Annotated in this window: 26 protein-coding genes; 11 read left to right on the forward strand and 15 right to left on the reverse strand. The window is 52.3% G+C overall.

The window, feature by feature from the left end:
* Nucleotide 1: 1 nt before the first annotated feature.
* The 5 genes from accB to cutA form a co-directional block, all read right to left on the reverse strand.
* The gene (gene accB / locus ACWAU0_RS00065; RefSeq protein ID WP_171694616.1) at nucleotides 2-442 is read right to left on the reverse strand and encodes an acetyl-CoA carboxylase biotin carboxyl carrier protein; all 441 of its coding nucleotides are present in this window, start codon (nucleotides 440-442) and stop codon (nucleotides 2-4) included.
* Nucleotides 432-893 (reverse strand): type II 3-dehydroquinate dehydratase, encoded by a 462-nt coding sequence (gene aroQ / locus ACWAU0_RS00070; RefSeq protein ID WP_101051646.1) that lies wholly within the window; start codon nucleotides 891-893, stop codon nucleotides 432-434. The genes accB and aroQ overlap by 11 nt, the downstream gene beginning before the upstream one ends.
* Nucleotides 894-1,007: 114 nt before the next feature.
* Nucleotides 1,008-1,535 carry a TlpA family protein disulfide reductase gene (locus ACWAU0_RS00075; RefSeq protein ID WP_458137976.1) on the reverse strand — a complete coding sequence of 176 codons (528 nt, stop codon included), beginning with the start codon at nucleotides 1,533-1,535 and terminating at the stop codon, nucleotides 1,008-1,010.
* Nucleotides 1,532-3,751, reverse strand: a complete 2,220-nt coding sequence (locus ACWAU0_RS00080) for a protein-disulfide reductase DsbD (RefSeq protein ID WP_458137977.1) — start codon at nucleotides 3,749-3,751, stop codon at nucleotides 1,532-1,534. Before ACWAU0_RS00080 ends, ACWAU0_RS00075 begins: the two co-directional genes overlap by 4 nt.
* Complete coding sequence (gene cutA / locus ACWAU0_RS00085) at nucleotides 3,733-4,050, reverse strand: divalent-cation tolerance protein CutA (RefSeq protein WP_458137978.1); 318 nt, start codon at nucleotides 4,048-4,050, stop codon at nucleotides 3,733-3,735. The genes ACWAU0_RS00080 and cutA overlap by 19 nt, the downstream gene beginning before the upstream one ends.
* Before the next feature lie 72 nt (nucleotides 4,051-4,122).
* Here cutA and ACWAU0_RS00090 point away from each other — a divergent pair, with 72 nt between their 5' ends.
* On the forward strand, nucleotides 4,123-4,563 hold the full coding sequence (locus ACWAU0_RS00090) for an FxsA family protein (protein ID WP_033158959.1): 441 nt from the start codon (nucleotides 4,123-4,125) through the stop codon (nucleotides 4,561-4,563).
* A 61-nt stretch (nucleotides 4,564-4,624) separates the two neighbouring features.
* Here the strand turns inward: ACWAU0_RS00090 and ACWAU0_RS00095 are convergent, their stop codons facing one another.
* Complete coding sequence (locus ACWAU0_RS00095; RefSeq protein WP_101051651.1) at nucleotides 4,625-4,861, reverse strand: YgaP family membrane protein; 237 nt, start codon at nucleotides 4,859-4,861, stop codon at nucleotides 4,625-4,627.
* Between the two features lie 101 nt (nucleotides 4,862-4,962).
* Here ACWAU0_RS00095 and uvrD point away from each other — a divergent pair, with 101 nt between their 5' ends.
* Nucleotides 4,963-7,128, forward strand: a complete 2,166-nt coding sequence (gene uvrD, locus ACWAU0_RS00100) for a DNA helicase II (protein ID WP_458137979.1) — start codon at nucleotides 4,963-4,965, stop codon at nucleotides 7,126-7,128.
* A gap of 66 nt (nucleotides 7,129-7,194) precedes the next feature.
* On the opposite strand, the gene pyk is transcribed toward uvrD, so the two are convergent.
* Nucleotides 7,195-8,628, reverse strand: a complete 1,434-nt coding sequence (gene pyk, locus ACWAU0_RS00105) for a pyruvate kinase (protein ID WP_033158956.1) — start codon at nucleotides 8,626-8,628, stop codon at nucleotides 7,195-7,197.
* Between the two features lie 8 nt (nucleotides 8,629-8,636).
* Nucleotides 8,637-9,650 (reverse strand): type I glyceraldehyde-3-phosphate dehydrogenase, encoded by a 1,014-nt coding sequence (gap, locus tag ACWAU0_RS00110; RefSeq protein ID WP_020482577.1) that lies wholly within the window; start codon nucleotides 9,648-9,650, stop codon nucleotides 8,637-8,639.
* A gap of 275 nt (nucleotides 9,651-9,925) precedes the next feature.
* Between gap and ylqF the strand changes: the two genes are divergently transcribed.
* On the forward strand, nucleotides 9,926-10,873 hold the full coding sequence (gene ylqF / locus ACWAU0_RS00115) for a ribosome biogenesis GTPase YlqF (RefSeq protein WP_458137980.1): 948 nt from the start codon (nucleotides 9,926-9,928) through the stop codon (nucleotides 10,871-10,873).
* A 77-nt stretch (nucleotides 10,874-10,950) separates the two neighbouring features.
* On the opposite strand, the gene ACWAU0_RS00120 is transcribed toward ylqF, so the two are convergent.
* Entirely contained in the window at nucleotides 10,951-11,658 is a 708-nt protein-coding gene (locus ACWAU0_RS00120) for an endonuclease/exonuclease/phosphatase family protein (protein ID WP_192394207.1), read from the reverse strand.
* Nucleotides 11,659-11,773: 115 nt separating this feature from the next.
* Nucleotides 11,774-12,430 carry a methyltransferase gene (locus ACWAU0_RS00125; RefSeq protein WP_458137981.1) on the reverse strand — a complete coding sequence of 219 codons (657 nt, stop codon included), beginning with the start codon at nucleotides 12,428-12,430 and terminating at the stop codon, nucleotides 11,774-11,776.
* A gap of 345 nt (nucleotides 12,431-12,775) precedes the next feature.
* On the opposite strand from ACWAU0_RS00125, the gene ACWAU0_RS00130 reads away from it, so the two are divergent.
* The 6 genes from ACWAU0_RS00130 (at nucleotide 12,776) to ACWAU0_RS00155 (ending at nucleotide 17,161) form a co-directional block, all read left to right on the forward strand.
* Nucleotides 12,776-13,216, forward strand: a complete 441-nt coding sequence (locus ACWAU0_RS00130) for a cupin domain-containing protein (protein WP_458137982.1) — start codon at nucleotides 12,776-12,778, stop codon at nucleotides 13,214-13,216.
* Nucleotides 13,217-13,686: 470 nt separating this feature from the next.
* Nucleotides 13,687-13,971, forward strand: coding sequence for a hypothetical protein (locus tag ACWAU0_RS00135; RefSeq protein WP_458137983.1), 285 nt, complete (start codon nucleotides 13,687-13,689; stop codon nucleotides 13,969-13,971).
* 36 nt (nucleotides 13,972-14,007) lie between these two features.
* Entirely contained in the window at nucleotides 14,008-14,214 is a 207-nt protein-coding gene (locus tag ACWAU0_RS00140; RefSeq protein ID WP_458137984.1) for a hypothetical protein, read from the forward strand.
* A 4-nt stretch (nucleotides 14,215-14,218) separates the two neighbouring features.
* Nucleotides 14,219-15,052 (forward strand): methyltransferase domain-containing protein, encoded by an 834-nt coding sequence (locus ACWAU0_RS00145; protein ID WP_458137985.1) that lies wholly within the window; start codon nucleotides 14,219-14,221, stop codon nucleotides 15,050-15,052.
* Between the two features lie 60 nt (nucleotides 15,053-15,112).
* Nucleotides 15,113-16,708 carry an RHS repeat-associated core domain-containing protein gene (locus tag ACWAU0_RS00150; RefSeq protein WP_458137986.1) on the forward strand — a complete coding sequence of 532 codons (1,596 nt, stop codon included), beginning with the start codon at nucleotides 15,113-15,115 and terminating at the stop codon, nucleotides 16,706-16,708.
* Between the two features lie 6 nt (nucleotides 16,709-16,714).
* Nucleotides 16,715-17,161 carry a hypothetical protein gene (locus ACWAU0_RS00155; protein WP_458137987.1) on the forward strand — a complete coding sequence of 149 codons (447 nt, stop codon included), beginning with the start codon at nucleotides 16,715-16,717 and terminating at the stop codon, nucleotides 17,159-17,161.
* 186 nt (nucleotides 17,162-17,347) lie between these two features.
* Here ACWAU0_RS00155 and ACWAU0_RS00160 read toward each other — a convergent pair whose 3' ends face one another.
* Nucleotides 17,348-17,698, reverse strand: coding sequence for a type II toxin-antitoxin system PemK/MazF family toxin (locus tag ACWAU0_RS00160; RefSeq protein WP_458137988.1), 351 nt, complete (start codon nucleotides 17,696-17,698; stop codon nucleotides 17,348-17,350).
* Nucleotides 17,676-17,876, reverse strand: a complete 201-nt coding sequence (locus ACWAU0_RS00165) for a toxin-antitoxin system, antitoxin component, Xre family protein (RefSeq protein ID WP_458137989.1) — start codon at nucleotides 17,874-17,876, stop codon at nucleotides 17,676-17,678. The genes ACWAU0_RS00160 and ACWAU0_RS00165 overlap by 23 nt, the downstream gene beginning before the upstream one ends.
* A gap of 124 nt (nucleotides 17,877-18,000) precedes the next feature.
* Between ACWAU0_RS00165 and ACWAU0_RS00170 the strand changes: the two genes are divergently transcribed.
* On the forward strand, nucleotides 18,001-19,095 hold the full coding sequence (locus ACWAU0_RS00170; protein WP_458137990.1) for a hypothetical protein: 1,095 nt from the start codon (nucleotides 18,001-18,003) through the stop codon (nucleotides 19,093-19,095).
* A 94-nt stretch (nucleotides 19,096-19,189) separates the two neighbouring features.
* On the opposite strand, the gene ACWAU0_RS00175 is transcribed toward ACWAU0_RS00170, so the two are convergent.
* From ACWAU0_RS00175 to ACWAU0_RS00185, 3 genes are all read right to left on the reverse strand, one after another.
* A complete protein-coding gene (locus tag ACWAU0_RS00175) occupies nucleotides 19,190-19,501 on the reverse strand; it encodes a type II toxin-antitoxin system RelE/ParE family toxin (RefSeq protein WP_458137991.1) in 312 nt (103 codons plus the stop codon).
* A complete protein-coding gene (locus tag ACWAU0_RS00180; RefSeq protein ID WP_458137992.1) occupies nucleotides 19,488-19,673 on the reverse strand; it encodes a hypothetical protein in 186 nt (61 codons plus the stop codon). The genes ACWAU0_RS00175 and ACWAU0_RS00180 overlap by 14 nt, the downstream gene beginning before the upstream one ends.
* Before the next feature lie 359 nt (nucleotides 19,674-20,032).
* Entirely contained in the window at nucleotides 20,033-20,644 is a 612-nt protein-coding gene (locus tag ACWAU0_RS00185) for an oligopeptide:H+ symporter (protein ID WP_458137993.1), read from the reverse strand.
* Nucleotides 20,645-20,748: 104 nt separating this feature from the next.
* Between ACWAU0_RS00185 and ACWAU0_RS00190 the strand changes: the two genes are divergently transcribed.
* Entirely contained in the window at nucleotides 20,749-21,846 is a 1,098-nt protein-coding gene (locus ACWAU0_RS00190) for an IS5 family transposase (RefSeq protein WP_458137750.1), read from the forward strand.
* Nucleotides 21,847-21,922 lie beyond the last annotated feature (76 nt).

Genomic DNA, 21,922 nt, shown 5'->3' on the forward strand with positions numbered 1-21,922 from the left:
GTTATTCAATGATGAACAAAGGTTGGCCATATTCGACCGGATGGCCGTTTTCAACCAGAATTTGCTTGATTTTGCCGCTTTTATCCGCTTCGATCTGATTCAAAATCTTCATCGCTTCGATGATGCACAAGGTTTGACCATTGCTAACCGACTGACCTACCTCGACAAATGCCGCTGAACCAGGCGATGCAGAGCGATAAAATGTCCCGACCATCGGCGACTTCACAACATGACCACTGACTTTCTCTTCCACTGGCGCGACCGCGGCGGAGGCTGCAGCAACCGCTACCGGTGCCGAAGCCACCGGGGCAGCATATTGCACCGGCGCAGCCGCCGAATAACGGCTGATTTTCACTGATTCTTCGCCTTCGCGAATCTCTATTTCAGCAATATCGGATTCCTCGATAAGATCAATCAGTTTTTTTATTTTTCTAATATCCATTGTTCTGAGTTCTCTCTAGTAATATCTGATGAGCGGCTTGCAAAGCCAATTCGTAACCGTTCGCCCCCAATCCGCAGATAACGCCGACGGCGATATCCGAAAAATACGAATGCTTCCTGAAAGGCTCACGGGCATGCACGTTCGATAAATGTACTTCTATGAATGCAATCTTGGTTGCCAGCAAGGCATCGCGAATAGCCACGCTGGTATGGGTAAATGCGGCGGGATTGATAATGATAAAATCGACGCCCTGCCGATAAGCCTGATGAATTTGTTCAACAATTTCATGCTCGGCGTTGCTTTGCAGGAAATTTAATTGATGCCCCAATGTTTGGGCCAACCGCTCCATCCCCTGCTGAATGCTTTGCAATGTTTTGCTACCGTAAAGCCCAGGTTCCCGGACGCCTAACAGATTTAAATTGGGTCCATTGAGAACCGTGAGGTTTGCCATTGCCGGTGTCGAACAAAAATTAGCTAAATAAGAACGAATTCTGCCTAATTTGTAGGTTTTTGTCCAGATAAACCGTTTTTCACTTCATTAGCCTGCGTTTTAGCGATTTTTCAGTCATTTTGCCGTCAACAACGGTGCAATCACTTCCAGCACTTTGTCTCGGGTCAATTCGCCTAATTGATGATGCACAATTTGCCCTTGTTGATTAATGATCACCGTGAATGGCACGGTGTTGATGACATTGCCCAGCTGTTGAGCCAACATCGTTGCACCTTCGCCGCCAATCAACACCGGATAATTGATCTTGATACGCTTAAGGTAGTCTTCTACCGGTTGCTTGTCTTCGATGGCAATACCGACAAACTGCACTCCTTTGTCTTTATACTCGTCCTGCAGCTTGATGAACTCGGGAATTTCCTTCAAACAGGGCGGACACCAGGTTGCCCAGAAGTTGATAATTAATATTTTGCCTTGCCATTGCGTGACCGATTGCGGCGTATCCGCCAGGTCAGGCAAGCTGAAATTGATTTGCGGAGTCGGCTTACCGGCTTCGGGGGCTGCGAAATATTGTCTGACAAACAGACCAGCCGCCAGCGCAACAAAGGCAATAGCGGTGACTATCAGTATGATTTTTTTATTCATAGTTGTTGCAAGGTTCTTAAAAAAGTAGCGGCATCCTGGTAGCCGATCACGCGCCGCGCCGCCTGTTCACGGCCATCGGCACCGAAAAATATGATGCCCGGCGGCCCAACTAGCTCGAAGCGTTTTAACAAGGCTTTATCTGCCTCATTGTTATCGGTCACGTCGGCCTGGAGCAGCACAAAATCAGCCAATTGTCGCTTAACCTGCGGATCGGTGAAGGTGTAAGCCTCCATCTCTTTACAGGAAATGCACCAATCGGCATAGAAATCCAGCATCACCAGCTTGCCGCTGGCCGTTGCCTGCTGGATGCGTTGCTCCAATTCCGCCACCGATGCCACCCGCTGAAAACTAAGCCCCTGAACCGGTTCCTGCGCTTGCGCATTGAAACCCATGCCTTGCAGGGGCTTTAGGGGATTGTCGTTTCCGGCGCTCAAGCCGATCAACTGCAGAACGCCAAATACGAGCATGATAATGCCCAAACCTTTCCACAGTTTACGCCAACCGGAAGCCGCTTCCGGCAAAGAATCGATTGCCCCGAGAAATATGGCCGGAATAACCAATAACAAAGCCCACAAAAACATCGTCACCGCAGCCGGCAGAATCCGCGATAACATCCACACCGCCACGGCCAGCATCGCCACGCCGAATACGGCTTTGGTGGCATTCAGCCAATCGCCGGCCTTGGGCAGCAGTTTTCCAGCTGATGCGCCCAACAGCAATAACGGTGCACCCATACCAAGGCCCATCATGAACAACGCCAAACCGCCCAACACCACATCACCGGTTTGACCGATGTAAATCAATGCCGCTGCCAGCGGGGCCGCCACGCAGGGCCCGACGATCAGCGACGACAGCGCCCCCATGATACCGGCGCCAAGGTAAGACCCATCGCGATGCTTATCGCTGGAGTGATGCAAGGCGGATTGCAGCGATTTAGGCAGCTCCAAATGGTAAAAACCAAACATCGACAGCGATAACAGCACGAATAATCCTGAAAACACGGCGATTACCCAAGGCTCTTGAAAAGTCGCTTGCAGGTTGCTGCCGAACAAAGCGGCCAAGATACCGAACAGCGTATACATCAACGCCGAAGCCAGTACATAACTCAAGGACAGCAAAAAGGCCTTGCGCGTACCGATTTGATCACCATGGCCGACGATGATCCCGGATAAAATCGGAATCATCGGAAACACGCAGGGGGTAAAGGCCAGCAACAAGCCGAACCCGAAGAAGCTGAATAAAGTCAGTGCCAAGCTATCATGCCGCAAAGCATTGACGATTTTGTCCTGCTCCGACAACTCGGCAACCGCGGCCGGTTTGGCTTGCGGCAATACATCAGTGGGCGGCAAGTCAAGGCTCACTTTAGTTTGCATGGGCGGATAGCACACACCGCGGTCGGCGCAACCTTGAAACTTTGCCAGCAACTCAATGGTTTCGGCGGCCTTGCTATCTCGTAACAGCGGTATATCGACGCTGATCTGGTTTCGGTAGATTTGCACCTGACCAAACTCAGCGTCGTGGTAAGCAGCCCCTTCCGGAAGTTGCAACGGCGTCAGCCGCGTTTGGGTGGAGCCTTCCGCTTTAACCGACAACTTATCCTTATAGAGGTAATAACCCTCGGCAATTTGCCAGGTTGCTTGCACAGTATGCGGATCTTTCAAAGTGGCGAAAAACTGAAAAGCTTGTTCCGCCGGCAATAACTCTTCGGAAAACAAACCGGGAGACCAGCCCTTTAGACCTTTGACAAACTGGTTAAGCGCTCCACTGTTTGCAGAAGGCGGAGCTGCAGGGAGCGCCACATCCAGCAGCACTTTTTGCGGCGGATAACAAACCCCGGCATCCGCACAACCTTGGTATTTAACCAGCAGCTTTAATTGGGTTTCACGGCCTTGCTTAATCAGCGGCAACACGACATCCAAGGTATTACGATACACCACCACGTCACCCAAACTTGGGTCATGCTCGGTAACGCCTTCCGGCATACTCGCCTGGCCCAGCTGAATCGATTCGGTTTGTGACTGGAACTTGGTCTTATCGCGATACAGGTGGTAGCCTTCGACTATCTGCCAATGCAATTCAACTTTATCGGCAGTTTCGGCCGTAGCAGTTAACTTGAATGCCTGCTCCGGGGGCAAAAAATCCTGGCTGTCCAGCGCCGCCGCAGTGCGCCAAAAAACAGCGAATAAACATAATAAAATCAGTCGATGCCAAGGCATGAGTCTATCCATTTCAAATAATCCAGCGAGCCGTTTTCTATCGCGACCGCAATAATTTCCGGGAGTTGGTAAGGGTGTAGGCTTTTCAGCGTCGCTTCAATGGCCGCATAGCGGTCTTGATGACTTTTGATGAGCAGCAAATGTTCCTGAGCGGTTTCAATTTCACCTTGCCATTCATAGACCGAGCGCACTCCTGGCAGGATATTCACGCAGGCCGCTAATTTTTGGGTTATCAGAGTGCCGGCCAGTTTGTCAGCAACCTCTAGGTCCGGGCAGGTACAAAGAATCAATTGATACATCGCGATATTATCCTGGAATTTGCACCAAGATGCTCTTAGTATTAGCGGCTTTTTACCGCAACCGGACTCACCATGAAAACCATGCAAATTCTGTTTATCGCTTTTTTGATCGTGCCGTTTGTGGAAATATACGTGCTATTGCAAGTCGGTGGCTTGATCGGCGCCTTTCCCACTATTTTACTGGTGGTTTTTACTGCGGTTTTGGGCGCTTGGCTACTACGTCGGCAAGGTTTCACCACCTGGCAGCGCTTCCAGTCCGGGTTGGCACAAGGGGAAATTCCTGCTTATGAAATGATCGAGGGCCCGATATTGCTGGTAGGCGGAGCGCTGTTATTGACGCCGGGATTTTTCACCGACCTGTTGGGTTTCGCTTGTCTGATTCCAACCTTACGCAGAAAGATTGCCCAGTACATCATCGAGCATCATTTGCTGCAAACTCAGATGGGCTCTGTGTTTAAACAGGCACGAGACTCGCAAACCATTATCGAAGGCGAGTACAACAAACAAGATTAATAAGGTTTTTTTGAATCCGAATCCGCGCCAAAGGCGCAGATTCGGAGCTGGCCACTAGCAGTTATTGACCGGTAGACCCTGCATCAGCACCCAAGGTATTTTTGTCCATACCGGAATATACCGGGCACCAGCCGGAATAACTGGTCGCAACCAAGACCAAGCCAACCAACAACATCAGGATGCTGGCGGTAAACAGCGATACGCTGAGCAACACCACGCCAGAAACCATGCGAACTTTCTTATCTTTCTCGCCGATGTTGTGCTCAAATTTGATCAAACGTTTATAATCGAAGCTCATTTCCAATCCTCTCTGTGTTGTAGTTATTAGTCCCGACGCACGGCTTTCCCTTAAAGGCAAGCAAATATACACAGCTCCTCAAAATCTGCAAGCTATAAAAAATGGACGTCTCTTCTATCATCACCTCCTTAAACGACGACCAGCGTCTGGCCGTTTCCGCTCCCATGCAAGCCATGCTGGTATTGGCCGGGGCCGGTAGCGGCAAAACCCGGGTATTGGTGCATCGCATCGCCTGGCATATTCAAGTCAACCACATTTCGCCCTATAACATCTTGGCGGTGACCTTTACCAACAAGGCCGCCAACGAAATGCGCAACCGTATCGAAGAGTTGCTCGAAACCCCAGCCCGCGCCATGTGGATAGGCACTTTCCACGGCCTGGCCCACCGCTTATTGAGGCAACACGCCAAGCAAGCCAAATTGCCCGACACCTTTCAAGTGATGGATAGCGACGACCAATTGCGCATCATCAAGCGGCTGATGAAAAACCTGAATCTGGACGACAGCAAATGGCCGCCCAAGCAGGCGCAATGGTTTATCAATGCCCAAAAAGACGAAGGCATCCGCGCCAAGCATATGCACGACAACGGCGATTTTTATAACCGGCAGATGAAGGATATTTACCTGGCATATGAAGACGTGTGCCAACGCTCCGGCTTGGTGGATTTTGCCGAGCTATTACTGAGAGCTCATGAACTGTTGCGCGATAACGAGGACTTATTGGCCTTTTACCGGCAGCGTTTCCAACAAGTCCATGTCGACGAATTTCAAGATACCAACACCATCCAATACGCCTGGCTGCGCCTGCTTACCGAAGGCAACAACAATCTGTTCGTGGTCGGCGACGACGATCAATCGATCTACGGCTGGCGCGGCGCCAAAATCGAGAATATTTTCAATTTCCAAAATCACTATCCCGAGCACGGCATCGTTCGCCTGGAGCAAAACTACCGCTCCACCGGCCACATACTGAAAGCCGCCAACACCCTGATCGCCAACAACGATAACCGGATGGGTAAGGAATTATGGACTGCTGCCGGCGAAGGTCAGGCCATTTCCTTGTATTCCGCATTTAACGAGCAAGACGAAGCCTATTTCGTGGTCGAGAAAATTCGGCAATGGGTGAAAGACGGCGGCCTACGCAGCGAAACGGCGATTTTGTATCGCTCCAACGCCCAATCGCGGCAGTTTGAAGAACGCTTGATGACCACCGCCACCCCTTACAGGGTATACGGCGGCCTGCGATTTTTCGAGCGTATGGAAATCAAAAATGCCCTCGCCTATTTACGACTGTCTACCAACCCGCACGATGACCCTTCGTTTGAACGGGTAGTGAATACGCCAACACGCGGTATTGGGGCCAAAACCCTGGACGATATGCGCATTTTGGCCCGCGAACAGCAACTATCACTGTGGCAAGCCGCGTTGGCGATGTTGGAACGCAATCAACTACCTGCCCGCGCCAGCAATGCCCTGCGTGGTTTTTTAAACCTGATTATCGCGCTCGGCGAAACAACTAAAGATTTGAGTCTGCATGAAACGGTCAAACAAGTCGTCGAAACCAGCGGCTTGATCGAGCTGTATAAAAAAGAAAAACAAGATAAAGGCGAAGCCAGAGTGGAAAACCTGGAGGAGTTAGTCAACGCCGCCAGACTATTTGATTACGACAGCGAAAACGCCGAAAACCTGGGCGAGTTGGACATGTTCTTAGCGCACGCCGCATTGGAAGCCGGCGAAATGCAAGGCGAAGTCGATGAAGATTGCGTACAGTTGATGACACTGCATTCCGCCAAGGGTTTGGAATTTAAACTGGTGTTTCTGGTGGGCCTGGAAGAAGGCCTATTCCCTTCACAACAAGCGCTGGACGATCCCGGGCGATTACAGGAAGAGCGCCGGTTGTGCTATGTCGGCATAACTCGGGCAATGCAACAGCTATATCTGACGCACGCCGAGTCGCGGCGGCTTTACGGCAAGGATAGTTATCCGCGCGCCTCTAGGTTTTTGCGCGAACTGCCGCCGGATTCGATTCAGGAAATCAGGTTGCGCGCCAATGTCAGCAGACCTTCTACCAATAGCGCATCGCAGTCCAAAGGCTTGGGCAGCAAGGGTACTTACAAACTCGGACAGCCTGTCAGGCACGAAAAATTCGGCGAAGGCGTGGTACTACAAATGGAAGGCGAAGGCGAACAAGAGCGGGTGCAAATCAATTTCCGCAACGCGGGCATCAAATGGCTGATGCTGGCTTACGCCAAACTGGATGCTGCTTAGAATATATTAAAAACGCGGCGTGCGGATAAACCGAACGCCGCGAAACAGGACAAGCCGACTAAAAAATTAGTCGGTGACAGTAATGACCTTCAGGGAGTTAGTCCCGCCGCTGGCGCCGGTCAAGTCGCCTTTGGTGCGGATCAGTGCATCGCCCGCTTTTACGACACCACGGACTTTCAAAGCCTTGATCAGGCTGTCGGTCACGCTGGCCGACTCCATTTTCTCCTTAGCAAACGGAATCGGAAACACACCTTTGTAAAGAGTCACACGCCCCAAAGTGCGCTCCTGACTGCTGAAGGCAAAGATAGGAATATCCGAGCTGATCCGCGACATCCAAAGCGGAGTAGAACCCGACTCGGTCAAAGACGCTATACCGGCAATTTTGGTATGGTTGGCCATATACATCGCAGACATCGCAATCGCTTCGTCCATCCGTTCGAACTTGTCGGTCATCCTGTGCATGGACTTGGTCACGCTCGGTTGCTTTTCAGTTTCCAAACAAATGCGAACCATGGCTTGCACGGTTTTCACCGGATGCTTGCCTGAGGCGGTTTCAGCGGACAACATGATCGCATCGGTACCATCGACAATGGCGTTGGCCACATCGAATACTTCTGCACGGGTCGGGATCGGATTCTCGATCATCGACTCCATCATTTGCGTAGCCGTGATCACCGCCCGGTTCAACTCGCGCGAACGGCTGATCAGCAGTTTTTGCGCAGCCGGCAAATTGGCGTCGCCGATTTCCACACCCAAGTCGCCACGCGCGACCATAATCGCGTCGGAGGCCAAGATGATTTCGTCGATGACCTCCATCGCTTCGGCACGCTCTACCTTGGCAACCAAACCGGCGTAGGAGCCAGCCGCTTGCAACAGCTCACGAGCTTCATTCATATCGGCTGCCGTACGCGGGAAGGAAATCGCCACGTAATCGGCTTGAATCACCGCAATGGTTTTGATGTCTTCCTTGTCTTTGTCAGTCAAAGCTGCCGCGGACAAACCGCCACCCAACAAATTGATGCCTTTGTTGTTGGACAAATCGCCGCCAACTACTACCGTGGTATTGACGCGGGTGTTGTTTTCAACATTGACCACGTCCAATACAACCCGCCCGTCGTCCAGCAACAACCGTGTACCCGGTTTCACTTCACGCGCCAACGGCTCGTAGCTGATGCCGACTTGGGTGTTGTCGCCATCCAGTTTGCCTAGATTAATGTCCAAAGCAAAAGCTTGACCTTCTTCCAACCAGACTTTGTTCTCTTTAAACCGCTCGATACGGATTTTCGGACCTTGCAAATCGGCCAGAATACCGACCCTGCGGCCGGTTTTCTTGCTTAATTCGCGAACTCGGTTGGCGCGATCAATATGATCCTGCGCCGAACCGTGCGAGAAATTAAGCCTTACAACATCGATTCCAGCCTCGAACAACTCTTCAAGTACACCGGGCTTGTCCGTAGCAGGTCCCAGCGTAGCCAGGATTTTCGTTCTTCGTAGCAGCATGTAAACCCTTATTTAGCGTTGAACAAAGCAACCGTGGTATCGAGCATACGGTTTGAAAAACCCCATTCGTTGTCGTACCAGGACAGGACTTTCACGAAATTGCCGCCGGTGACTTTGGTCAGACCTGCTTCGTAGATTGAAGAATGTGGGTTGTGGTTGAAGTCCATAGACACCAATGGCTCGTCGTTGATCGCCAAAATGCCTTTCAATGGACCGGCAGCCGCTTCGCGCAAAATGCCGTCGATTTCTTCTTTAGTAGTGTTACGTGAGGCTTGGAAGCACAAATCCACCACAGAAACGTTGATGGTGGGTACGCGCATCGCAAAACCGTCCAGCTTGCCTTTCATTTCCGGCAATACCAAACCAACCGCCGCAGCTGCACCGGTTTTGGTGGGGATCATGGATTGCGTAGCGGAGCGCGCGCGGTGCAAGTCGCTGTGGTATACATCGGTCAACACTTGGTCGTTAGTATACGAGTGGATGGTCGTCATCAAACCGTGATCAACACCGATGGTGTCCATCAACGGTTTAACCAAAGGCGCCAAGCAGTTGGTGGTGCAAGAGGCATTGGAGATAACGGTGTCGGATGCTTTCAGGGTTTGGTGGTTAACACCGTAAACAATGGTTGCATCGACATCATTGCCTCCAGGAGCAGAAATGATGACTTTTTTTGCGCCGGCAGTGATGTGCGCGGACGCTTTAGCTTTGCTGGTAAAGAAACCGGTACACTCGTGCACAACATCAATACCCAATTCCGCCCAAGGCAATTTAGCGGGATCTCTTTCAGCAAATACCCGGATTTTGTCGCCGTTGATCACAATGTAATCGCCGTCGACAGACACATCAAACGGGAATTTACCATGTACGGTGTCGTATTTGGTCAAGTGTGCGTTGGTTTTGGAATCGCCCAAATCGTTGATAGCGACCACTTGGATCTCGTTGGTGCGACCTGATTCGTACAAAGCGCGCATGACATTGCGACCGATACGACCATAACCGTTAATTGCAACTTTAATTGCCATAGAGTTTTCTCCGGGATGAGTGTGAAAGACTTGCGTCGAGATGTGCCAAAAGCACCAAAAATAGACTGGATTGTAGCAACAACCGGCCCTCTACGTCTACCGCCGCGGCGCGCTACGGCGCGCAGAAATCCCGCCTTAAACATATCAGGGCGCTGCCCCTGTTAAAGGGCGCTTACCATCCTGCACCTATAAGCCCTAAAGACAAACCAGTAATCAATAGCGCCGGCCGGATAAAAGGTACAATTCTATTTTTTCCACTTACCGCAGCACAACCCATGCAAATTCAATGGTATCCCGGCCACATGCACAAGGCCAGCAAGGAGATCAAGCACGCCTTGCCCGACATCGATTTGCTGATCGAAATACTCGACGCCCGCATTCCTTACAGTAGCCAAAACCCGATGCTGGCGAGTCTGCGCGGCGACAAACCCACCATCCGCGTCCTCAGCAAAACCGATTTAGCCGATCCGGAACTGACTAAAACATGGCAAACCTATCTGGAACGGGAACAGGCCGTGAAAACTCTGGCCGTCACTACCCAACAACCGGAAAAAATCAAACAGATTATCGACTTGTGCGCGAAGATGCTGCCGGAGAAAACCGCCGCCAACAAGGTCATCCGCACCATGATCATGGGCATCCCTAACGTCGGCAAATCCACCATTATTAATGTGCTGGCCGGCCGTACCATCGCCAAGACAGGCAACGAACCTGCCGTTACCAAACAGCAGCAACGCATCAATTTGGCCAATAACATCGTACTATCCGACACCCCTGGCGTACTCTGGCCCAATGTGGAAAACCGCCACAGCGGCTACCGACTGGCAGTAAGCGGCGCGATCAAGGATACCGCTTTCCAACACGACGACATCGCACTGTATGCCTTGGAATATCTGCGTACAGCCTACCCAGAGCAGTTAAGCCAGCGCTATCGTTTGGCACCTTTGCCAGAAGAACCGCTCGCGCTATTACAAGCCATCGGCGCAAAGCGCGGCTGTTTGCGAAGCGGCGGCATCGTCGAATTGGACAAAGCCGCCAAACTATTAATGAATGAATTGCGCGCCGGCACCTTGGGTCAAATCACCCTGGAAACCCCCGAGATGATAGAAGCGGAAATGCTGGAACTGGCCGCCATCCGCGAGCAAAAGGCCGCTAAACAAGCAGCCAGACGGCGCGGGGCCCCATCATTTAGCCCCACCGACATAGAATCACCGAAAAAATAGACCGCAAGATGTTCAACGCCGAAAACAGGAACTATCCATCTCGAATCTACAAGCCACATATTTTGGATACCGGCGCCTTAGAAGATAAGCTGGTCAGCAGAGGTTATATTGAAGAGCAACGGCCGATGATCGGGCGCCTCCATATCATAAACTCTCGGATCGAGCGGAATCGGCTCAATCCGCACCAAATTGCTGGCCAAAACCCAGTCTAAGGTGTTAACCAATCCGCTATTGGCTTTATGCGTACCTTGCCCCTGCCAGACATCGTGCGAATGAGATCCCTGAATGTCCAAATTCGCGTGGTTACCGATTTCCCAATTCAAATCCCCGGTGATCGCCCAGGTTGCATCCTGCATACTTGCGGCTGATTTCAATTGATACTTTGTCAATCCGGTTTGACCGGACTTGAAGTGACCAAAATGAAGGTAACCGTTATAGTGAGCGAATGCATGCGCGTGGACCGAAAACAACCCTCGGTTCAGGCCTAGAAAATCCCCCTGAAAACCAAAGTCCAGGCCAGGTTTACGGCGAATCGCCACGACATAGCTATTGCTATGCCCACCGTGTAAGCACTGTACACAATAACTAGGCCAATCGGTCTGGTTGTATACTTTATCGAGGAAATTAACATAAGCATCTTCACGAGCCCCGTGTACCTCGCATATAAAAAGCACATCCACTATGGCAGGTTTGAGCATATTGTCGATAAAACTTGAAACCAAAGCCTGCTTCTCTATGGCCGAGCCCTGCCCGTTTTTTTCGATGTTCCAGCTAGCGACAATCATTGCTCCACCATTAGTTAAAAAGACGTTAAGAGAATTCCTAAAAGCACCTAGCAAACCGTTATCGCTAAACGCAGGACCCGTGCCATCGAAAATGACATGACAGACGCCACAATAATTACGCTTTCATGACCTTATAAATATGATGCGCGCCGGCATGGTTAACGGTGCTTTCTTCCACGGTAACCGAAAAACCGAAATCCGGACCAATGTTTTTCGGATCGTGCTCCTCGCCGACGAAATCTGAGTAGGGAATATAAATCCGCGTGTGCTCGGTAATATAGTCTTTCACTTGATGGAAAAACCGTTTCAATATATCGCGCCCACCGTCTTCGTTCAGCCCGAAGGTGCCGTCGGAAGGATAATAATTGAAATTAAAAACGATCAGGTCGAACAGCGTGTGCGGCACATCGGCAAATAAATCGCTATGCAGAAAATCGATAGGTGCCAAGTCAGGATTCAAGCGCGAGTTTTCCAGGGTGCAATCTACCGCGTCCCGATTAAAATCGACACCCATGACGCTTTCGCAGCCTATTTTTTTTAACAAAAACGCGAAATAGCCGCTGCCGCAGCCCATATCCAAAGCCATTTCGGCGGGCGGTTGTTGCAGAATGAAATTCCCAAAAAATGAGCTGGTCAACCCAAAATCGGACGGAAACACATTTTTCGCAATCTTCAAAGTGATGCCATCCAACTCCGTCATATAGGGTTGTTTTTCCAAATAGTGGGCCAATTCCTGCTTGCGAGCATCGATGCTCATATCCGGCTGTTTCATAATTTACGATAGAGTTGAATGGCGCCACGCTTTTGGACGCGATTGTTTCAGGAGCCCGCCAACGGCTGGCCGGTTCATACTTGAATCCTACAACAAACAGCGGCGGGAAACCAAACCCTGTGCAGTTATTGCCCACCGTGCCAGGCCTGCATCAGTGACCAACTGCCTGCCTTTGATGTCGGCCACGCGGTTCGACCACCACGTAAGAGCGGGCAATTTGCCCGCCCTTTTCGGGCAAATATCAGCTTACCCAGGCCACCGCCTCACCTACACTGCAACTGTCCGCGATATTCAGAGCCCAAACACAGCCTGCATACCCAGCCACTATCAAGCAGAGAACACACCATGAACACATATCTTTTCGACGACCGCCGTATCGATTGGCAAACCCTGGAGGGCTTCGAGCATTTACGCTATTTCATTCTGAACATCGACACCGACGCCAACATTGCCGACGTCTTGTTCAAATTTGCCGCCGGCCAACAAATAGTGCTGCACCGTCACAAAGCCCCAAACCACATTTTCGTCATCCAAGGCGAACATAGAATCTACCACGCCGACGGCACTTTGAAGGAGATCAGACCTGTCGGCAGCTACACCCTCAGCCCAGCCAGCGAGGTGCCGCACCGGGAAGGCGGCGGCGACATTGCCGTCATCCTGTTGTTCAGCATCCGCAGCACCGGGGTGCTTTACGACATACTGGACAACGATGCCAACGTTATTGGTAGCCTGACGATGTCCGACTTCGTGGCATTACACCAAGCACAGTCCGGGCAAACGGGATAAAAATCACGCAATCCCGGTCATTCTGAACGGGTGCAATGAAAACCTCGCTCTCCGCTCCGTTACTGTTTGCTCAGAAATTGAGCTGTACCGGCACTATCCAGTAGCGCCAGACTTTACTACTATCATCTCAGCTCGGCCGTCTATTCATGGCTTGGGCTTTAACTATTTATTAACCCGAGCCTATTTACCGTGGGTATGCCGTTGGAGCTGAGATTCTATGATTATTTGTCAAGCAGTGCCTGAAAGAATCAGTCTTTCCGTTCACAGGGGCGTCATCATCAATAACATCAAATTTAAGCTCTTCCCCTTTTAAAAAGAGGATCGATGGGGCTTATACGGCATGAACAATGCCCAAGCTGAACTTAATGGCATTGCGTTTATCATCAGAACCAAGCAGCGATTTATCTGTTGTGGAATATTGTTGTAAGGATTAAGCCAACCCTTACAACTTAGAGCGTGTCACCGATCCGATGAAGGAAATTTCCGATGCTCCCCCTATTCTATTCAGCAGCAGTACCGCCAATTTCCCGGACGAGTTGATACGTACATTACCGTTCAGAATTGCCTTCACAGCTTATGCCGGAATGCCGGTGATTCTGACGCCCCGTCACAGCTTTCCGGACACACAAACCAATTCGGTATCGACTTGGCAGCGGCTAGGCCAATACTGGAGTGATTGCATCGATTGCCTTATCCTGGCTGCGGGCCCTACCCTGCGCGGCTATCTGTGCCGCAGCCATTTAAAACGCCCTTAGCACTTATCTTCAATAATAAAAAACACGAGGCTTTCCATGACTACCAGTATCGAAATCAGCGAATCGGTCCGCCATTATTATGGTCAGGTCTTGCAATCCAGCAACGATCTGAAAACCAGCGCCTGTTGCAGCATCGACGCCATGCCAAGCTATTTAAAAGCCTTGCTGACCAACCTGCATCCCGAAGTGTTGGAACGGTTTTACGGCTGCGGCTCCCCCTTCCCCCCCCGCATTAACGGGTAAAACCGTGCTGGATTTGGGCTGCGGCACCGGCCGCGATTGCTATCTGTTGTCGAAGCTGGTCGGCGCGTCAGGACGGGTAATCGGCGTAGACATGACTCCCGAGCAACTAGAAGTGGCCGTGCGTCATCGCAACTGGCACGCCGAACGCTTTGGGTTTGCCAATGTTGAGTTTTTGCACGGTCACATCGAAAACCTGCACACCGTAGGTATCGCCGACAACAGTGTCGACGTGGTGGTCTCCAATTGCGTGATCAACCTGTCGCCGGAAAAACCCAGCGTGCTGGCGGAAATATTCCGGGTGTTGAAGCCCGGCGGCGAGCTGTATTTTTCCGATGTTTTTGCCGATCGCCGCATCCCGTTCGAACTGCGCCAGGACCCGGTGCTATTAGGCGAATGTCTGGGCGGTGCTTTGTATTGGGAAGACTTCCGGCGCATATTGCAGGACCTAGACTGCCCCGATGTCCGCAAGGTCAAGCAAAACCCCATCAGCATCGACGACCCGGACGTGTTCGCCAAAATCGGCATGGTCAAGTTCGATTCGGTGACGGTGCGCGCCTTTAAAATGCCCCTGGAAGACCGTTGCGAGGACTTCGGCCAAGTCGCGACGTATTTGGGCACTATTGAACAACACCCGCACAGTTTTGATTTGGACGATCATCATCATTTCGAAACCGGCCGGCCGTTAAGAGTCTGCGGAAACACCGCCGACATGCTGGCAGGTAGCCGCTATGGCGAACACTTTCAAATATTGGGCGACAAAACCCGGCATTTCGGCCTATTCGACTGCTCACCCGGACCCGGCAGCGAATCAGCCAAGGCTGACAGCGCCTGCTGCTGAGATGAAATTATGCCGTCAGGCATGAGGTTGCCGGCCGGGTCTTATTGGTAGGCCAGGGTTTTGCCGCCGGCGGTGGTCAGGCGGCTTTATAACGACATACGTCCGAATACGCTTCGTTATTCGAACCTACTCGCGCTGCTGGACGGCACCGTCAGCCTGGCCAGCTACGCCTACGACGACCTGTCGCAGCGCACCACCGTCACCCTGGGTAACGGCACCACCACCGTCACCGGCTACGACAGCCAGTCGGCGCTGGCCAGCCTGACCCAAAACCTGGCCGGCACCGCCCAGGACAACACCTGGAGCTACACCCGCAACCAGGTGCAAGACATCAAAGCCGCCAGCTGGACCAACAACAGCTACCAATGGACCGGCTACACCAACGGCACCCGCAGCTACACCGCCAACGGCCTGAACCAATACGCCACAGCCGCCGGCAGCACCTTAAGCTACGACGCCAACGGCAACCTGGGTGGTGACGGCGTGTGGACTTACGCCTATTTATGCCCTTTAGGGTACAACCTCGACAACCAGCTGACCAGCGCCAACAAAACCGGCTCGGCCAACAGCCTGACCTACGACGGCGCCGGCCGCTTGAGCCAAACCACCCTGGCCGGCGTCGTCACCAACCTGAGCTACGACGGCAGCGACCTGGTGGCCGAATACAACAGCACCGGCACCCTGCTGAGACGCTACGTACACGGCCCTGGCGTTGACCAACCCTTAGTCTGGTACGAAGGCGCCGTCACCACCAACAAAACCTGGCTGTACAGCGACCACCAAGGCAGCATCGTCGCCACCGCCAACAGTGCCGGCACCAGTACCGCCACCTTAAGCTACGGCCCCTATGGCGAACCGAATGCCACCACCGGCGTCCGCTTCCGCTACACCGGCCAGCAGCTGCTGGGACCGCTCAACCTGTACTACTACAAAGCCAGAATGTACTCGCCCGCCATCGGCCGGTTCTTGCAGACCGATCCGATTGGCTATCAAGACGGCTTGAACCTGTATGCCTATGTGGGGAATAATCCGTTTAATCGTCGCGATCCAAGCGGTTTATTTCTCGAAACTGCCTGGGATGTTGCGAATATCGCTTTGGGGGCCACATCGCTTGCCGCGAATGTTAGCCAAGGCAATTGGGGATGGGCGACTTTGGATGCGGTAGGCCTTGTTTACGATAGCGTGGCAACGGCCATACCGTTTTTGCCGGCAGGCGTCAGTGCAGGCTTGAAATCCTTGGAAGCTGGGAATTCAATTCGAACATCCGCTCAAATCGGATACGATGTGTCTCAAGTTGCCGACGTAGCGCATCAAGTCACGCGGATGGCGCCAACAACGTCAAATGCGGCGGTGCAAGGATCGCGCTATCACGATATGGTCGGAAATATCCTGAACGACGGCAATATCTTGAGTTCCGGAGCGACCAATGCTTTTACAGGGGCAAATAGGGCTAGAGGGGGAGCTGATATCTCTTGGTCCGGTACTAATTTGTGGGCAGACCTTACTACCGCAGGTCAATGGGCGAAGCATGAAAGACAATATGGCGCAGGTTCTGGTATCCCTTTGATTTATGAACGCGGCCAGGGTTTGACCAATGCTTGGAAATTAGACGCCGGTCTAGGATTTGGCATAGCAGCAAACAAATTGATGAAGTAGCTTTTTATGAACGATAAGGATAAGGCCAAGACAGTAAGAAAAGGGCTTTATTGGATAATCGTTGGCCGAGAAACTCGCTATGCGCCGTGGTTTCTTGGTCGAAAAAAAAGCTACAGACTTTTGCCTCCAACCAGGGAACAATTTATTGATCTAGCCAAGGTTCGCAATGATCTGGAATTACGGCCAAGCGAAACTGGTTCCAAACAGGAAAAGGATACTCTGGTCGTTGATCCCAGTGGAAAAGCCAAAGGCAAACTCTATTTGAACAGTGGCGAATGTATGATCAAAAATCCTGACTCAACAACCTTGAGTTGGATGATCGAGTTGGCTCGCGAACTTAATGGCAGGGTGGTTGATTATGCTGGTAGAGCTTATACCTCTCCTACCGAATATTATCTTCATCCAGAAGATAAAGAAGTGCTAGAAAATAGGGGTTTAACACTTCCTAAGTAACTCCTATGCGCGTTTACCGGACTTAAAAAAAGGCCGTAAGCCGCAATCGTTAGGGCGTCAATAGGCAACGCCGTATTGCGCCGTATGTTTTAGTCCATTTCGTCAGGCACCCGCCACGCAGCCTGACGGAAGCCACTACGCTAAAACCCACTCGGCTGTTGCGAGCCTTACGCGGGCGTCATCGCATTACTCACCCAAAATCGTCTGAAGTACTTTGCCCAGCACTTCACGATCAGTTATTGACAAGCGCCCCATCGCCTTGACGATCTGAGTTTGCTCCAAGGTAACGAGCAACGGCTTGAGCACCGAAGGTTTGGCCAACCCCGCTGCCTGCCAGTCTTGCAGAATGGCTTCGCCGGTGGTCAGAGGTTGCCTGATCTGGCTGGTGATGGCCATCAAAATCACATCGGGCCGGTTCTGTTGATAGCTTTGGCGGCTGACGATCACGGCGGGACGCTTCTTGGTGGCTTGCAGATTGGTGAACGGAAAGGCTACCAAAACCACATCGCCGAAGTCATAGCTGGTCGTAGATAGCATCTTCGTCGTTGTTCCAGAGCTTTGCGAACGCGGTTTCGGAGAGGTGGGCGAAGTCCCGCCGTAAACGGTTGTCCTGATCGCGTTGTTGTAAAAAGTCAATAAAATCGTCCACTTCCGCCAAACGATCCGGCGAGAGGTGTTCCAGTTTCTCCACCATATGTTGAACTTGCGGTTGCATATTTAATCCTCGTTTAGTAGCTGACGACAGGCTTGTCTGGTATTGGTCAGAGCGCAACTGGTAGTGGGCATTAGCGTGCTTTTTGAGACATTATTCTACAAGCTTGACGTCGTGACTACCATCGTTGGGAAACTGGTCTTGTACCCACCACGCCACCAACAAATACGTGCCGCAAACCGTGGTTGCCGATGCCGATGCCGATGCCGATGCCGGTACCGGTACCGGTAAGCTCAACCTGACCAGCACTTATACTTATGATGCGGTCGGTAACCTGACCCAAGTCAACGGCCCACGCACCGACGTCACCGACACCGTAGCCACCGCTTACGACAACCAACGGCGGCCGACGCAGCTGACCAACGCCCTGGGCAAACTCACCAAGCAAGCTTACGACGCCGACGGCCGCCTGATCCGCAGCGCCGCGCAGATCGGTACCCAATGGCTGGTGTCCTGCAGCAGCTACACCCCGAGCGGCAAACTGCTGAAAGCCTGGGGCCCTGGCACCACCACGGCCGACACCACCTGTCCGGCTGCGGCCGCCCCGGTCACCGTCGCCGACTACGTCTACGACAACCTGGACCGTCTGAATACCCTGACCGAAAACCTGCCGGCGGCCGACGGTGGCAACCGTGTCACTCAGACCGTCTACAACAGCGACGACAGCGTGCAGATCCTCAAAAAAGCCGTGGGTAGCAGTATCGCGCAGAACTACGCGACCTACACCTACAGCAACAACGGCCTGCCGCTCACCGTCAAGGATGCCAAAAACCAGCTGACCACCTATCAATACGACGGTCACGACCGGAAACTGAAAACCCTGTATCCGGACAAAGTCACCGCCGGTGCCTCCTCGGCCACCGACTTCGAACAAGTGGCCTACGACGCCAACAGCAACGTCACCAGCTTGCGCAAACGTAACGGCCAAAGCATCACCCTGGCCTACGACAACCTCAACCGTTTGCTGAGCCGGACCTATCCGACTGCCGCCGACAACATCAGCTTCAGTTATTTATGCCCTTTAGGGTACGACCTGGTCGGCCGTAAAACCCTGGCCCACCAATACGACCCGGCCGGCAACCGCACCACCTGGCCGGAAGCGACCGCGTTCTACATCACGGCCAGCTACGACGCCCTCAACCGGCCGACCGCGCTGCTGGAGAATGGCACCGTCAGCCTGGCCAGCTATGCCTACGACGACCTGTCTCGGCGTAGGTTTTAACCAATCGCGGCCACTAATCTTCATACCGCGATGTTCTAAATCACAAAGATCACTTTCGGCTTTTGGGGATTAGGTTCAACCGCGAATACCCTTTTTAAGCGTCGTCCCATGGCTTTTCCTCGTGTCCAGCGACATCACGGCGGCCGTGCATGATGGCAAGAATCAACACGCGATTCGATTCCAAACGGTACATGACGCGATAGCTCTGCACAATAATTTCTCGTATAGATTTATCGTCAGCTTCTGGAATCAACCTACCGCTTTCTGGAAAATCCTTCAGTCGTCGCGTGGCAAGCACGATTTTTTGGCCGAAGCGACGGGCATAAAAGGACGAATCGCGACTAATGTAACGGACTAAATCGTCAAGATCGTCTCGAGCCAGATCAGACCATTCAACTCGCATCATGTAGATAGCGTTTTTCCATATCTTCCTGTGATGTGACTTTACCTTCCGCTGCTGCGTGTAACGATTGCTCAAGCTTCTGCCGCACATAGATGGCATACATGGCATCGTCAAAGGTAGCCTGTTCGGTCAGGTGGTCGGCAATATCGTGGACAATTTGTTTAACAGTTTGCATAGTGAGTTGTCCTCATGAGTCTGATCGGATCTCGGTGTTCTGCTCGTAAGCTGGCATTTAGACATTCTACCGGATGCCTTCGGTGTTGAGAAACTGGTCTCCTTGGTTCGGCAGACCGATATTGACCTCAACAGGTTTGACCAATCAGCTCTGTTTGAGCGAACGACTAGCGATTGGCATTCATATGGTGATGTGCTCGCATTGCCGCAATAAAGCCGCGCATCGCCATACCGACAACTGCAAAACCGATTGGATAAAGAATCCTGAGAAGAATCAAAAAATTGCCAGGTAGCGGCTAAACGCAGCCAGTCACCAAACCTGTCAATCGCAAGTGGTCGGTCTACACTGATACGTGATGGTTAATCCGACCCGACCGCCCTTTTTAATAGCGGTTTGAACGCCCATGTAGCTAAGCCAGTAGCGCCGCCGATCACTGCCAATAACAGAAAGAAATCCTGTCTGGGCATTTGCTCGTAAAAACTGCCGATGTAACCAGACAAATAATTGCCAAAAAACGTCGACAGAAACCACATGCCCATTAGCATGCCTACCAAGCGCGGCGGAGAGACTTTGCTGACCAGCGACAAGCCAACCGGTGACAGATAAAGTTCGCCGAGCGTGTAAATCAAGGTACATAACGCCAGCCACAGGAAACTGATTTTTTCGGTGGATTGCACACCGCTAATCGCGAAAATCAGCACCAGGAATGATGCGCCCAACAATATCGAGCCGAATGCCATTTTGGCGACGCTGGAAGTTTGCCGGCCTTGACTGGTGCGGTACCGGGATACGCGGTCAATCAAGGGTACCAACAAGAATATAAAGGCCGGATTCAGGGATTGAAACCAGGTGGAGGGCATTTCCCAACCGAGGATATGCCAATCGGTATTGTGCTCGGCGAACAGTTGCAAAGTATTACCTTGTTGCTCATAAACTGCCCAGAACAGGATATTCAGTACCGCTAAAGCCATTAATCCACCTAGCAGGCTGGTGAAAAACTCGAAAAGCCAAGTAAGCTAAGGCATAGATGAGCGGCTAACTGTTAAAATAGGCTACCTAAATTTGGAGCCTTTCAATGCGCGGACACGATGCCATTCAAAACAGCTGGTTCAGCTATGTTGGCCTGGAAGACCGTATTCCCAAACAGCATCCGTTGCGTCGTTTACGGCTACTGGTTGATGGCGTATTGGCCTCGATGGATGCCGTCTTTGCCGAGCGTTACTCGCACACAGGCCGTCCCTCGATTGCCCCTGAAAAACTGCTGCGCGCCTTGCTGTTACAAGTCCTGTATACGGTCCGTAGCGAGCGTCAGTTGATGGAACAACTGGACTACAACCTGTTGTTTCGCTGGTTTGTCGGTCTGGGCATCGACGACGCCGTGTGGGAACGCACAGTGTTCAGTGCCAACCGCGAACGCCTGCTGTCCGAAGCCCTGAGTCGCGAATTTTTTGAGCGGGTACTGGCCATAGCCGAATGGCAAAATCTGGTGTCCGACGAACACTTCAGTGTCGACGGTAGCCTCATTGAAGCCTGGGCCTCGCACAAAAGCTTCGTCAAAAAAGATGGTAGTGGTCCCGATAAACCCGCCGGCCGCAATCCCGAGATCGACTTCAGTGGCGAAAAGCGCAGCAACGCCACCCATCAAAGTACAACCGATCCCGAAGCCCGGCTTTACAAGAAAGGCGAATACACCGAGGCCAAACTGCGTTACATCACCCATGCCTTGTCCGAGAATCGCAACGGCCTGATTGTCGATGTCGAAACCACTCAAGCCACCGGCACCGCCGAAATCGAAGCCGCGCAAAAAATGATCAAACGCCGCGTGCCCCAAGGTGGCAGCGTCGGTGCCGACAAAGGCTATGACCAACCGGCGTTCGTCAACGGACTCGAGTCCCGTGATATCAAAGCCCATGTGGCCCGCAAAAAGATTGGCAGTGCCGTCGACGGCCGCACCGCGCGCGGCAAAGGTTACGCCCAAAGTCTCAAGCGCCGCAAAATCGTCGAAGAAGCCTTTGGCTGGGTCAAAACGGTCGGCGGCCTGCGCAAAACCCGTCACATCGGCTTAGCCAAAGTCGCGGGTCAGGCCTTGTTTTGCTTTGCCGCCTACAACCTGACGCGCATGCTCAACCTATTGGTGTTCACGCCGAAACCGGCGTGGAGTGCACCCGCCTAGGGTGGAGTTCGCCTGAAAACCGTCCACAGACGGCTTCAGGCGAATAAAAAGCCCTTGAAACCGGGGCAAAACGCTT

This window comes from Methylomonas sp. Uni0009 (assembly GCF_054188105.3).

What these genes read in the sequence shown, in the direction of transcription:
- uvrD (WP_458137979.1), top strand. Translation starts at nt 4,963, where the DNA reads ATGGACGTCTCTTCTATCATCACCTCCTTAAACGACGACCAGCGTCTG.
- ACWAU0_RS00185 (WP_458137993.1), bottom strand. Translation starts at nt 20,644, where the DNA reads ATGGCTTTAGCGGTACTGAATATCCTGTTCTGGGCAGTTTATGAGCAA.
- aroQ (WP_101051646.1), bottom strand. Translation starts at nt 893, where the DNA reads ATGGCAAACCTCACGGTTCTCAATGGACCCAATTTAAATCTGTTAGGC.
- ACWAU0_RS00095 (WP_101051651.1), bottom strand. Translation starts at nt 4,861, where the DNA reads ATGAGCTTCGATTATAAACGTTTGATCAAATTTGAGCACAACATCGGC.
- ACWAU0_RS00175 (WP_458137991.1), bottom strand. Translation starts at nt 19,501, where the DNA reads ATGATGCGAGTTGAATGGTCTGATCTGGCTCGAGACGATCTTGACGAT.
- pyk (WP_033158956.1), bottom strand. Translation starts at nt 8,628, where the DNA reads ATGCTGCTACGAAGAACGAAAATCCTGGCTACGCTGGGACCTGCTACG.
- accB (WP_171694616.1), bottom strand. Translation starts at nt 442, where the DNA reads ATGGATATTAGAAAAATAAAAAAACTGATTGATCTTATCGAGGAATCC.
- ACWAU0_RS00080 (WP_458137977.1), bottom strand. Translation starts at nt 3,751, where the DNA reads ATGCCTTGGCATCGACTGATTTTATTATGTTTATTCGCTGTTTTTTGG.
- ACWAU0_RS00190 (WP_458137750.1), top strand. Translation starts at nt 20,749, where the DNA reads ATGCGCGGACACGATGCCATTCAAAACAGCTGGTTCAGCTATGTTGGC.
- ACWAU0_RS00165 (WP_458137989.1), bottom strand. Translation starts at nt 17,876, where the DNA reads ATGCAACCGCAAGTTCAACATATGGTGGAGAAACTGGAACACCTCTCG.
- ACWAU0_RS00125 (WP_458137981.1), bottom strand. Translation starts at nt 12,430, where the DNA reads ATGAAACAGCCGGATATGAGCATCGATGCTCGCAAGCAGGAATTGGCC.
- ACWAU0_RS00135 (WP_458137983.1), top strand. Translation starts at nt 13,687, where the DNA reads ATGAAGGAAATTTCCGATGCTCCCCCTATTCTATTCAGCAGCAGTACC.
- ACWAU0_RS00120 (WP_192394207.1), bottom strand. Translation starts at nt 11,658, where the DNA reads ATGATTGTCGCTAGCTGGAACATCGAAAAAAACGGGCAGGGCTCGGCC.
- cutA (WP_458137978.1), bottom strand. Translation starts at nt 4,050, where the DNA reads ATGTATCAATTGATTCTTTGTACCTGCCCGGACCTAGAGGTTGCTGAC.
- gap (WP_020482577.1), bottom strand. Translation starts at nt 9,650, where the DNA reads ATGGCAATTAAAGTTGCAATTAACGGTTATGGTCGTATCGGTCGCAAT.
- ACWAU0_RS00160 (WP_458137988.1), bottom strand. Translation starts at nt 17,698, where the DNA reads ATGCTATCTACGACCAGCTATGACTTCGGCGATGTGGTTTTGGTAGCC.
- ACWAU0_RS00155 (WP_458137987.1), top strand. Translation starts at nt 16,715, where the DNA reads ATGAACGATAAGGATAAGGCCAAGACAGTAAGAAAAGGGCTTTATTGG.
- ACWAU0_RS00075 (WP_458137976.1), bottom strand. Translation starts at nt 1,535, where the DNA reads ATGAATAAAAAAATCATACTGATAGTCACCGCTATTGCCTTTGTTGCG.
- ylqF (WP_458137980.1), top strand. Translation starts at nt 9,926, where the DNA reads ATGCAAATTCAATGGTATCCCGGCCACATGCACAAGGCCAGCAAGGAG.
- ACWAU0_RS00090 (WP_033158959.1), top strand. Translation starts at nt 4,123, where the DNA reads ATGAAAACCATGCAAATTCTGTTTATCGCTTTTTTGATCGTGCCGTTT.
- ACWAU0_RS00140 (WP_458137984.1), top strand. Translation starts at nt 14,008, where the DNA reads ATGACTACCAGTATCGAAATCAGCGAATCGGTCCGCCATTATTATGGT.
- ACWAU0_RS00180 (WP_458137992.1), bottom strand. Translation starts at nt 19,673, where the DNA reads ATGCAAACTGTTAAACAAATTGTCCACGATATTGCCGACCACCTGACC.
- ACWAU0_RS00130 (WP_458137982.1), top strand. Translation starts at nt 12,776, where the DNA reads ATGAACACATATCTTTTCGACGACCGCCGTATCGATTGGCAAACCCTG.